The 10,774-nt window shown below is 39.6% G+C and carries 12 protein-coding genes and 1 pseudogene; 4 read left to right on the forward strand and 9 right to left on the reverse strand.

The genetic code is table 11. From position 1 onward, the window contains the following. Positions 1-9: 9 nt before the first annotated feature. Positions 10-108: pseudogene (locus JCM9140_RS24745) on the reverse strand (EamA family transporter); the annotation flags it as partial. A 115-nt stretch (positions 109-223) separates the two neighbouring features. Then, entirely contained in the window at positions 224-934 is a 711-nt protein-coding gene (locus tag JCM9140_RS20540; RefSeq protein ID WP_034751090.1) for an AraC family transcriptional regulator, read from the reverse strand. A gap of 168 nt (positions 935-1,102) precedes the next feature. Here JCM9140_RS20540 and JCM9140_RS20545 point away from each other — a divergent pair, with 168 nt between their 5' ends. Continuing rightward, entirely contained in the window at positions 1,103-2,392 is a 1,290-nt protein-coding gene (locus JCM9140_RS20545) for a glycoside hydrolase domain-containing protein (RefSeq protein WP_235715426.1), read from the forward strand. A gap of 375 nt (positions 2,393-2,767) precedes the next feature. On the opposite strand, the gene JCM9140_RS20550 is transcribed toward JCM9140_RS20545, so the two are convergent. The 4 genes from JCM9140_RS20550 to JCM9140_RS20565 all read right to left on the reverse strand — a co-directional run bounded on the left by JCM9140_RS20550 (position 2,768) and on the right by JCM9140_RS20565 (position 5,997). Then, entirely contained in the window at positions 2,768-3,373 is a 606-nt protein-coding gene (locus JCM9140_RS20550) for a restriction endonuclease (protein ID WP_235715427.1), read from the reverse strand. A gap of 128 nt (positions 3,374-3,501) precedes the next feature. Then, positions 3,502-4,602, reverse strand: coding sequence for a PRK06851 family protein (locus JCM9140_RS20555; RefSeq protein WP_034751094.1), 1,101 nt, complete (start codon positions 4,600-4,602; stop codon positions 3,502-3,504). 105 nt (positions 4,603-4,707) lie between these two features. Further along, positions 4,708-5,640, reverse strand: a complete 933-nt coding sequence (locus JCM9140_RS20560) for a glycerophosphodiester phosphodiesterase family protein (RefSeq protein ID WP_034751096.1) — start codon at positions 5,638-5,640, stop codon at positions 4,708-4,710. Between the two features lie 96 nt (positions 5,641-5,736). Further along, on the reverse strand, positions 5,737-5,997 hold the full coding sequence (locus tag JCM9140_RS20565; RefSeq protein WP_034751098.1) for a metal-sensitive transcriptional regulator: 261 nt from the start codon (positions 5,995-5,997) through the stop codon (positions 5,737-5,739). 218 nt (positions 5,998-6,215) lie between these two features. On the opposite strand from JCM9140_RS20565, the gene JCM9140_RS20570 reads away from it, so the two are divergent. The 3 genes from JCM9140_RS20570 (at position 6,216) to JCM9140_RS20580 (ending at position 8,078) form a co-directional block, all read left to right on the forward strand. After that, positions 6,216-7,445, forward strand: coding sequence for a DNA polymerase IV (locus tag JCM9140_RS20570; RefSeq protein ID WP_034751101.1), 1,230 nt, complete (start codon positions 6,216-6,218; stop codon positions 7,443-7,445). After that, on the forward strand, positions 7,442-7,786 hold the full coding sequence (locus tag JCM9140_RS20575) for a YolD-like family protein (RefSeq protein ID WP_052002438.1): 345 nt from the start codon (positions 7,442-7,444) through the stop codon (positions 7,784-7,786). The genes JCM9140_RS20570 and JCM9140_RS20575 overlap by 4 nt, the downstream gene beginning before the upstream one ends. An 85-nt stretch (positions 7,787-7,871) precedes the next feature. After that, positions 7,872-8,078: an alpha/beta-type small acid-soluble spore protein gene (locus JCM9140_RS20580; RefSeq protein WP_034751105.1), complete on the forward strand. Its 207-nt coding sequence runs from the start codon at positions 7,872-7,874 to the stop codon at positions 8,076-8,078. A 76-nt stretch (positions 8,079-8,154) separates the two neighbouring features. Here JCM9140_RS20580 and JCM9140_RS20585 read toward each other — a convergent pair whose 3' ends face one another. The 3 genes from JCM9140_RS20585 to JCM9140_RS20595 form a co-directional block, all read right to left on the reverse strand. Then, complete coding sequence (locus tag JCM9140_RS20585) at positions 8,155-8,652, reverse strand: cupin domain-containing protein (protein ID WP_034751108.1); 498 nt, start codon at positions 8,650-8,652, stop codon at positions 8,155-8,157. A 66-nt stretch (positions 8,653-8,718) separates the two neighbouring features. Further along, positions 8,719-9,951 carry a cysteine desulfurase-like protein gene (locus JCM9140_RS20590; RefSeq protein WP_034751110.1) on the reverse strand — a complete coding sequence of 411 codons (1,233 nt, stop codon included), beginning with the start codon at positions 9,949-9,951 and terminating at the stop codon, positions 8,719-8,721. Continuing rightward, the gene (locus JCM9140_RS20595) at positions 9,935-10,768 is read right to left on the reverse strand and encodes an ABC transporter ATP-binding protein (RefSeq protein ID WP_034751113.1); all 834 of its coding nucleotides are present in this window, start codon (positions 10,766-10,768) and stop codon (positions 9,935-9,937) included. The genes JCM9140_RS20590 and JCM9140_RS20595 overlap by 17 nt, the downstream gene beginning before the upstream one ends. Positions 10,769-10,774: the final 6 nt, after the last annotated feature.

Raw genomic sequence — 10,774 nt, forward strand, 5'->3', positions numbered from 1 at the left:
TTACTGATCTGGATTGGCAGTCTCAGGTGCAAACGTTTGTGCTGTACCTGTTGTGCCCCATAAAATGGCTGCGAATAATACAAATAAGATTGAAATATTCCCCTTCAAAAATCGCTCCCCCTCTAACTTTCAAACTTCAAAAAAATCAGATTCTCATCTCTTTTTCTATCCTTTTTTCAATCCTACTATTCAACATGAACACACACATTACTTTTTTTTATGTTTATTTGTCCTTTTGAAAGGTCTTTCGATACATTTGAGGGGAAATTCCTTCATAACGGATAAAAGCTCTTGTAAAAGATGAAGGGTAATCGAACCCTACCTCATTGCTTATTGTCGTAATACTAGAACTAGTTTCTGTTAGTAACCGCTTTGCTTCATCTAATCGAACATGTTGAATATAGGTTGCAGGGCTCATACCCGTTTGTTTTTTAAACCAAATGCTATAATAAGCCGGATGGTAATTTTCCATTTGTGATAATTGTTCTATTGTTAGTTTGGAAGGAAAATGTTCATGAATATATTGAATAGACCTTGCTACTTTTTTCTGTAGTTTTTTACTAATGTAACGTCCCAAATACGTTAAGTCTGTTGACGATGCCCCTGTATTTTGAAGTTCTTCTAACAATAAAAAACGAATGGCTGTCCATTGTTCCGTTAACTCAAAATACATTTCATCTTGTTGTTCAGGAGTTAGCACATATTTAGGAAGATCGACAATAAGAAATTCATTCCTGCTTGTGGCTCGAAATGTATGCAAACAACCTGGCGGAAGAAAGAAACCATATTTTTCCTCCAAGTGAATATTGCGCTCAGTTAGTTTGATTTCCATCCCACCTTGAAGCGGGAATAATAATTGGCCATATGCATGGTCATGGGTATCGTATTGTTTAGAATACGTTCGTTTTTCACAAATAACGTGTGAAAGTTCCATAGAACTCCCCTTTCTGCATGCGCATCAGCTGACTACACTTTTTATGTTTCTATTATACTCTGTTGACAATCGATAGAAAACTAATTTCCCCATCATTGGCCCATTTCTTTCACCGAAGCTTGTTCTCTCACGTAACATATTTTTGAGATAATTGAAGGTGGTGAAAACGTGAAAAGGAAAGTAAATGTTTCATTTATCGTCCTTGGAGTTGTCTCTCTCTTGTTTCTTATCTCTCTAACCTTCTTTAGTGAGGCCAATACACAAAATCCCGCTAGTGCATCCACTGATTCTGAGGTCATACAATCTGACGAAGATCAAGATCCATCATCTGACAATGACGGCACTTCTTCCGAAGAAGGTGACATTCAGAATAATGTTGACAATACAATTGAAGCTAGCGATGGTGACGTAACCAACACAGTAACCAACGACATTCATTCTTCTCATGGTCAAGTTGAGAACCAAATAGAAAATCACATTCACTCCAATGCTGGTTCTATTAACAATACAGTTGATAACAACATTGAAGCTGAAAGTGGCGACCTTGAAAATACAATTGATAATCAGATCAATGGTGGCGATGGGACTATTAGCAATCAAATCGGCAATGATATTCGTGTTAGTGTCGATGTAACCATAACAAATGATATAAACAATTCAATCACAGCACATTCAGAAGATGGAGAGAATGGAGAGAGCAACGGGAACGGCGGTAATGGCGAAGAGAACGGAAATGGTGAAAATGGCTCAGACAATGGCGACGAAAATGGAAACGGAAACGGTGAGAATGGCTCAGACAATGGCGAAACACCCGAAACGGTTTGGGGGGTTGATTCAGCTAGCATAACGACTGATGAAATGCTTGCCTGTGTTCGTGATAACTTCGGGGACCCGGAAATATGGGGACGCTATTTAGGAACGAATGAAGGTGCATCCTACGGTCTAACGGCTGAAGAAGTCGAATTACTCCATGCTGAAGACATTCAAATACTTGTAGTGTATAACCACTTTAATGACGGCACCGGGTATGATCATGGTCAATATCATGCAAATGAAGCGATTGAAATGGCGAGAGATTTCGGAATTCCTGAAGGTGTTGCTTTATTTGCCAATGTAGAACCGATTTACCCAATTGATTCTGACTTCATCCAAGGTTGGCATGATGCCGTTACTGAATCAGAATACAGCTCTGGTATTTATGGCGTTTTTGATCCAGGTCAAGAGGTGTATATGGCTTTTGAAGCTGCTGCTGAAGCTGATCCTAGTATTCTAGAAGAAATGCATATATGGACTGCAGCACCTAATGAAGGCATAACAACCGAAGACAATGCGCCTGCTTATAATCCTAGCTATCCTGATGGTGCTTTAATTGGAGGATGGCAGTATGGACTAGATGCTGAAACATGTAACATTGACACAAATATATTTGATGGTAATGTACTAGATGTTTTATGGTAATTAAATTTAGAGATGTATGAAAAGGGGAAATCTGACCTTTTTTATACATCTCTTGTTTTTATCTTTAAACATCAATTATCCTTATTTAAAATAATTATAAAAAGATATTGATTTTCGTCTGATAAATGTTATTATAATAATAGATTTCGATTGAGAATTTTGTAAGTAACATAGTTAAATGAGAAAAAGGTGAACTATATGAAAAACCAAAAAACGTTATGTACGCAATGTCAAACAGAATTAAAACAATTAAAACATAGTATCTTATGTGGTTGTGGCATTAAATTAAAAACGATACCTACTAAATATACCGCTTAAACAGAAAGCTTTTTCAGACTGACGAGAGTTATTTGCCCCTTATTAAAGGGAAGCTCTCTAGATGTCTGATGGGCTTAGGTTCTTTAAATAAGCCGTATCTTCTTCAAATGTTTCAAGCCACATCGTAACGAGCTCTACCCCATTAATTAGTTCAATCCCTAAACCATCTGCATAGTTGATTGCTTTTTCTGTAAATCCTGCTGTCGTAATAACATATCCCCCAACCGCCCCCCACTTATTCATATTTGAATGAATGAGCGCAACAGATTCGTACGTAACATCTTCAGCCGTGCATAAAGCTTGCCCTAAATATAACCCCTCTTCTCGGCGGTTTTCAAAATTGACGCCATAATCTCCACTTGCTTTGCTCACAAACATATCTCCACCAAACTTTGCTTCAATAATGTCTGCCACAAAATGTTCAAATTGGTCAGGTTCCTCTTTAATAAAGCTTTGACCATGTGGGATATTCCTATCAACTCCTTTGGCAAACCTCAAATACAATCCCATCGCGAGTGTTTTTCTCAATTCTAAATCTTGTTCAATCTGGTCAAGGAGTAAATCTGCAAAGTCATTATGTTTGCTCTTTAGTCTAAGTGAATGGAAGATTGAACCAAGCGTGATAGCAATTGCTGCGAATACGATTATCGTTTGTGTATCCATTTGTTACACCTCCTGTCTTTAAGTTTTGACAAGACCTTTGTTTGTCAAACTTATTTGTAGAAGATAGGTTCACGAGTTTAGGGAGGGGATGAACAAGGTATCCCTTTTTCATCCCCTCTGTCCCAGCCTTATTGATGATGATTGATCATTTGTTCTATCTCCATTAAAACTTCCTGTTGAATTTTCTCCACCTTTTCAAAGTCCATCGCTTTGATGTAATATGCTTCTAACTGATCACGAAGTTCTTTTGCCTTCTTTAAGGAAGCAATTCCTTCCTTCATTTTATCTTTATATGGTTTTGTTGCTCTCTCAATTTCAGTTTCATATTTCTCGTCTGTTCCTGGTGTAATGCACCGTTCATACATATCGACAACCTCATCAGACTCTCGCTCTGGAAAATATTCATGTGGAGCGGTACTATCAAAGATTGCGAAATCCTTTTCTCTGACAATGACCATATCAACACTATTTGGATCAAAGCCACAATGATACACTTCCACATCAAATCCTCTTTCTTCTCCAGCTTTTGCGATTTTCTTCAACATCGTTGACTTTCCAGATCCAGCTCTTCCTTTAATAAAATATCGTTTTCCTATACCTTCTGTTAAATTAGGAATAAAGTCCACTGCCCCTTTTGGTGTGGCCGCCCCTAAAAAACGATGCCCTACAGTTGATTTTTTTGGAGCAGTATCCTCCTGATAAAAACGGGTTATGAGTTCTTCTGTCAATTTGTTCGCTTCTTCAAAGTCCATGTTTGAAATATAAATATGTTCAAGATCATCGTGTGCGAGTAAGGACTGTGCAAAATGTTCATATGCTTCTTGAAATGTTGCCGAAATTTCTTTATTTAATGACAAGATCTCTTTTTTAGAATTTCTTAATACTTTTCCATCCCAAGCTACTCCGAGGTTTACATATTCTTCGACTACTCCAGGTGCTTTCGGTTCGATAATATGAGGAGCCGTGCCGTCTACGATCCCAACTTTGTAGGCTGGAACAATCACTCCATCAACTGAATCGGGATCTGAGGAACAATACAAATATTCAATATCCAACCCTTTTTGCACCATTTTTTCCCCAACTGCTTTCATTAAAGAAGATTTTCCAGTGCCTGGTCCCCCTTTTAAAATAAAAAGACGGTCCAAATCGTTTAACACATCCTCATAGAAGCTAAAAAACCCCTTTGCTGTGTTCCCACCGGCAAAATAGCGTTGAACTTTCCCGTTCATCCAATCACCCTTTCTTCTTTTACCACAACATATGTAAATAGTCTTACAAGGGTGATTGCCTATCTGGTAGAAATTCATACAGTCATGATGTTGTCGTACGGTAGATTACTTCCCCATTTCTTCCAAAACTTCTAATAATAGATCAGGACGGTCTGTAATAATCCCATCTGCTCCTTGCTCTAGCAAATAGCGCATCGTTTCCTCGTCATTGATTGTCCAATAGTGTACAGGCATCCCCCAACGTTGTGCAAATTCGATTAACCGTTTGCTCGTTAAATCGATCCCTTTTTGTTCTGTTGGGATCTGAATGGCATCTACTTTGGGTCTGTATAACCCATTTAAAAACAACTTATTAGCAGCAACCCATTTCATCACCTCTTGCCGACCAGCTCCAACTGCCACCCTTCCATCTGCAGCTTCGTCAAACAGATCAATAATGGTCTGATCAAATGACCCAACTAATACGCGTTCTTCTAACCCATATTTCTGAATAAGATTCCATAACCGTTCGACCATTACTGGAATGGTCTCTGCTTCATTTGTATCCTTAATCTCTATAAACATTTTCATATCGGGAAACTGTTCAAAGATTTCTTCTACGGTTGGAATGACTACGTTTTGATTACGAAAGCTATAATCTCCTTTTTCATTTTGAAAATAATAGCCCGCATCAAGCTCTTTCAAATCTTCCAACCGCATATCTCCAACTTTTCCACTGCCATCCGTCGTTCGATCAACCGTTGCATCATGAATCGCAACGAGTTCATGGTCTTTGGTCATATGAATATCAAATTCAATTGCGTTCACTTCTAGCTCTCTTGCCTTTTCAAAAGCGGTTATCGTATTTTCGGGTGCAAGATGCTTCCCTCCACGGTGAGCAACCACTACGAGCTCTTCCTCTTCAAAAAAAGGTTTCACCGTCCGTTCCTGTACAGGCAACAGATGAATGATCCCCCATACAAATAGAACAAGTAGTACTAAGGATGCTAGCTTCTTTTTTGGGGACTTCCTTTTCTGATTTCCTTTTTTCTGTTCCACTGAAGCCTCTCCTCACTAAAAGTTTCTTTTTATTCCTAGAAAAAGCAACAAAAGGAACCCAGTGGCTTCTTTGGATCCCTTTTTTATCACTCACGACTAACGGCTCTTTACTAATAACTGAACCGCTTCTTGAATAAGTTCTTCTGTTTCTTCACCTTTTACAATCTGTTCGCGAACACATTGTTCTAAATTCGTGCTAACAACAAGACCGATCGTTCGGTCTAGTGCATTTCGAGCAGCTGACATTTGTGCCACAAGCTCTTTGCAATCTTTTTCTTCTTCCATCATACGGATCAGTGCTTTCACTTGTCCTTCTACACGTTTTACTCTATTTTTCATTTGGTCATTGTATTCCACTTTTAAATCTCCCTCCATGAACCCTGTTACGAAATGGTAGTCCTGTTCTATGCTACTTTCTCATCTTATCTTACGTCCCTTCGCTCTTCAACCTTCTGTTCCTTTATTTGTCATTCATTATACCCAAAAAACTTGGTATAAAATGCAACTTGAATAACGAACATACTTTCGCATATAATGTAAACACAAACATTTGTTCTTAATCGGAGCGTGACGTTATGAAAACCATTTTTCTTGTTGATATGCAGTCTTTTTATGCATCCATCGAAAAGGCAAGATACCCTCAGTTAGAGAAGAAGCCACTAGTTGTATCCGGAGATCCGAAGCGACGATCAGGCGTCATTTTAGCAGCCTGTCCTCTCGCTAAAAAAAAGGGGGTCAAAAACGGAGAACGGCTATGGGAAGCCCAACAGAAATGTCATGATTTAGTGGTCGTTCCTCCCAAAATGCAAGATTATATCACGATTTCAGTTGAAATCACTCATATTTTAGAGCAATACACAGACTTAGTTGAACCTTTTTCGATCGATGAGCAATTTATCGATGTAACTGGCAGCCAACAATTATTTGGTCCTCCTCTTGAAATAGCTGAAAGGATTCAACGGCACATTTGGGAAGAAACGAAAGTACGGGCCCGAATTGGGATTGGCGAAAATAAAGTTTTAGCGAAGTTAGCATGTGATAACTTCTCTAAAAAAAACAAATCAGGTATTTTTTGGTTAAAGAAAGAGGAATTAGAACAAACTTTATGGCCATTACCTGTCGAAAATATGTTTGGGGTTGGGGGCAAAATGACAAGCCATTTACGTAATATGGGAATTCGGACGATTGGCCAACTTGCTGCCGTTCCGTTAAAACGATTAAAAGATAAATGGGGCATTAACGGCCATGTTCTTTCCATGACCGCAAATGGAGAGGACCTCTCCCCTGTTAGCACATCATCGCATGATCATCAAAAAGCCATTGGACATGGAATGACTCTTCCTCGTGATTACATAGGTCTCGCTGAAATTCGTGTCGTTCTCTTAGAGCTTTGTGAAGAAGTTTGCACGCGAGCAAGAAAGTCCCACATGATGGGTCAAACCGTGACAATCAGCGTCAGTGGAGCGAGTTATGAAGTAAGAAGTGGGTTTCATCGACAAGCAACCTTGTATGAACCAACGAATTATGTAATGGATGTATTTCATGTTGCGGAACAACTCTTCCTAAAATTTTGGGATCAAAATCCAATTAGACGACTTGCGGTTAGCTTAACGAAACTTTGCCGTGATGATGAAGTGCAATTAAGTTTATTCAACACAGGTCGTGACAAAAAAGTAGACCTTGGCTATGTCATGGACGGCATTAAAGATAAATATGGAACAACCGCTCTCATTCGTGCATCATCTTTAACAAAGGCAGGTCAAGCGTTTGAGCGCGCCAAAAAGATTGGAGGACATTATAAATGAACGAACAACCTTTGCAGCGTGGCAATTTACTTTGGGAAAGCAGCAGAATGTTTTTACCCGAACATAAGGAGGCTCTTCTCAGACGGAAGCAGCAGTTAACAAGAGTTCCACCACCCGCCTTAGATGAACAGCACTTAGAGGAAATCGGTCTTGTGGTCCTCGATTCACTTAAGCACGAGCTTCCTGTACAGATCACTTATTGGGAAGATGGGTTTTTCCATGAGGTTACGGGAATGATTGACCGTATTGATCGACAAACCAAAAAAGTTAAAATAAAAGTGACTACCAATGAACCCCTTTATCTCGCAATGGATTGCCTTAAATCTGTCGAGCGTCTTTAATTGGAAAATGTTTCTCCTCTTCTCCTTGTATAGCGCACTTAGAAACTCACATACTAGAACCATATCAACGAAAGAGGTGATTCAAATGGCAAGCAACAACAACAATTCAAATCAACTACTAGTACCTGGAGTAGAACAAGCTTTGGATAACATGAAGTACGAGATTGCACAAGAATTTGGTGTTCAACTTGGCGCTGATTCAACCTCTCGTGCAAATGGTTCCGTTGGAGGCGAAATTACAAAGCGCCTTGTATCCATGGCTGAGCAACAATTAGGCGGTTCACAACTTTAAAAAAGAACGAAACACCCTTAGTTAAATAGCAAGCAGCTGGAGCGATCATCGCCCCAGCTGCTTCTTTTTATTTCAATTATTCAGGCAATGTAACATAGGCCATTTTTTTTATAATTTCCTCGTGCTCAGGATAGTCCTTCAACAGTTCTTTTTGAGTAAACAATTCAAAGTCTTCATATTCAAACCCGGGAGCAACCATACAGCCAACAAGAGAAAAGCTATTTTCTTGTGACAAGGATGAACCAAAAATAGCATTTTTAGGAACCAACACTTGAGGTTTTTCTCCTTTTTCAATGTTTAGGCCTAGACGAGCTTCCTCATACTCACCATTTTCATGTATGATGTGAACGGATAAGGAGCTTCCGGCATGAAAATACCACAATTCATCGGATTGCAAACGGTGAAAATGCGAAACATCCCCAGAACGGAGCAAAAAGTAAATGCTTGTATAAAGAACTCGATTTCTTTCAGGCACTTCTTCTAGCGATCGAAACGACCTCTGAAAAAAACCCCCTTCAGGATGAGCTTCCAAGTTTAAGTATGTAATCCAGTCTTCAGCACTAAAGTGTTGCATGTTATAACCTCTTTTCTAATTATCGCTAGTACAAGTAAACCAAACACTAGCATAAGAAGCAACCCATTACCTCTTTTTGTTTACATACTCTTGCAACGCTTCCATACACCGTTTAATTTCGTCCATTGTATTATATGGAGCCAGTCCAATCCGAATCCACCCATTGTAGTGAGAAACACCCAGTTTATTTGCCATCGTTGAAGCGTAAAAATCCCCATCAGCCACAAACAACTGGAAGTGAGTCGCCAACCACTTCGTTACTTCTCTCGAATCTTCCCCTTCAATCGTAAAAGCAAGCGTGGGTGTTTTTCTCACTCCATCTGGAGCTCTGTAAAGCGTAACAGAAGGCAACGTTCGTAAAAAACGCTCAAGTTCACATGCTACTGAACGTTCATAATCATCAATACGCTCAAGTCCTGACTGCAGTCGCTCTCTCCTGGTCGAGCCTTCTCCAAGCCCTTCTATAAATCGAATTGCCCCTTTTACCCCAGCAATTCCTTCATGGTTTTGAGTCCCTGTTTCTAATTTAAAAGGTGGTAAGCTCGGTGCAGGGGCGAGCTTATATACAGCTAATTCATGAAAAAGCGTATCTTTTACAACAGCAATCCCAACATGAGGTCCGAAAAATTTATAAGCTGAACACAACAAAATGTCACAATTAAGAGCAGAAAAGTCAATAGGCAAATGCGGAACTGCATGAACAGCATCCACAACAACTAACGCTCCGACTTCCTTTGCTCTCTCAATGATTTCCTCTACTTCTGTAACCGTTCCTGTCACATTAGAAGACAGTCCAACAGCAACTAGCTTTGTGTTAGAAGTAATCATTTTATCTAGATGCTCCATCTGTAACGTATAAGAATCTGGGTCAAGTTCAATAAACTTCACAGATGCATCACGATCTTCTGCAAGAGTGACCCACGGGTCAACGTTTGCTCTATGATCAAGCTCAGTCACAACAACTTCATCTCCTTTTTGGAGATACGATCCTAAGCCTCGTGCAATAGCAAACGCTAGTGTCGTCATATTCGCTCCAAATGCTACTTCATGGCTTTTGCATCCTAGCAAGTCCGCAACGGCTTCTCTTGTTTCTGCAATCATTTTTTCCGTTTCCTTGCTTGTGTCAAACGTTCCGTGCAAGTTTGCCATTCCACTTGATATGTATGCGACCATCTCTTCAATCGCATCATCAACCATTTGCGTCCCTCCAGGTCCATCAAAAAAAATGACGGACTTGCCGTTTTCCTTTCTTTGCAGAGCAGGAAACTTTAAACGTATTTGATCAATCGGATAATTCATACAACCCAACCTCTCTTGTTTTAGTCTTAGATTTTATGCTTACCCATAACCGCTCATCTTCCCATGTTAAGGAAACAGGAAGCTGGAACGTCTTTTCCAAGTTGTTCTCTGTAAGCGTAGTACGCTTCTCACCTTTTGCGACAATGGATCCATTATGAATTAATAACGCATGTGAAATAGCCGGGACCACCTCTTCAATATGATGTGTTACATAAAGAAGGGTCGGTCCTCCCTTCGTTGTGGCAAGAGTCTGAATCGTTTCCAACAACTGCTCTCTTGAGAAAATATCAAGTCCATTACAAGGCTCATCCAAAATAAGAATATCCGGTGATGCCATTAAAGCCCGTGCAATCATCACCCTTCTTTTTTCTCCTTGTGAAAGGCTCATAACATGCCTGTTTTCCAATGATTCAATATGTAATTCCTTTAACCATTTCTTTGCTCTAATCTTGTCATCATTTGTTACCTCTTCATATAAACCAATTGACGCATGCTTTCCACTCAAAACCACTTCAAGAGCTGTGTCTGTTCCTCTAGCTGAAAACCGATCATCAACAGAAGAACTTACCCACCCAATTGACTTTCTAAGCTCAGGTACATTCGTCTCTCCAAATGTTTGACCTAACACTTGTACAACTCCACTAGATGCCCATTGATAACCTGTCAACACATTTAAAATGGATGTTTTCCCCGAACCATTTAATCCAAGAATGACCCAATGTTCATTCTCATTAACGTCCCATGAGATGTGATTCAGAATGGCCTTTCCTTCTCTCTTCCATGTTACATCCTTTAACGAAACCATCTTACTAAACATTGACTT

Origin of the sequence: Halalkalibacter wakoensis JCM 9140, from assembly GCF_000513095.1 — a bacterium.
Classification (GTDB): Bacteria; Bacillota; Bacilli; order Bacillales; family Bacillaceae_D; genus Halalkalibacter; species Halalkalibacter wakoensis.

What these genes read in the sequence shown, in the direction of transcription:
- JCM9140_RS20570 (WP_034751101.1), top strand. Translation starts at nt 6,216, where the DNA reads ATGAAAACCATTTTTCTTGTTGATATGCAGTCTTTTTATGCATCCATC.
- JCM9140_RS20540 (WP_034751090.1), bottom strand. Translation starts at nt 934, where the DNA reads ATGGAACTTTCACACGTTATTTGTGAAAAACGAACGTATTCTAAACAA.
- JCM9140_RS20555 (WP_034751094.1), bottom strand. Translation starts at nt 4,602, where the DNA reads ATGAACGGGAAAGTTCAACGCTATTTTGCCGGTGGGAACACAGCAAAG.
- JCM9140_RS20580 (WP_034751105.1), top strand. Translation starts at nt 7,872, where the DNA reads ATGGCAAGCAACAACAACAATTCAAATCAACTACTAGTACCTGGAGTA.
- JCM9140_RS20585 (WP_034751108.1), bottom strand. Translation starts at nt 8,652, where the DNA reads ATGCAACACTTTAGTGCTGAAGACTGGATTACATACTTAAACTTGGAA.
- JCM9140_RS20590 (WP_034751110.1), bottom strand. Translation starts at nt 9,951, where the DNA reads ATGAATTATCCGATTGATCAAATACGTTTAAAGTTTCCTGCTCTGCAA.
- JCM9140_RS20575 (WP_052002438.1), top strand. Translation starts at nt 7,442, where the DNA reads ATGAACGAACAACCTTTGCAGCGTGGCAATTTACTTTGGGAAAGCAGC.
- JCM9140_RS20595 (WP_034751113.1), bottom strand. Translation starts at nt 10,768, where the DNA reads ATGTTTAGTAAGATGGTTTCGTTAAAGGATGTAACATGGAAGAGAGAA.
- JCM9140_RS20550 (WP_235715427.1), bottom strand. Translation starts at nt 3,373, where the DNA reads ATGGATACACAAACGATAATCGTATTCGCAGCAATTGCTATCACGCTT.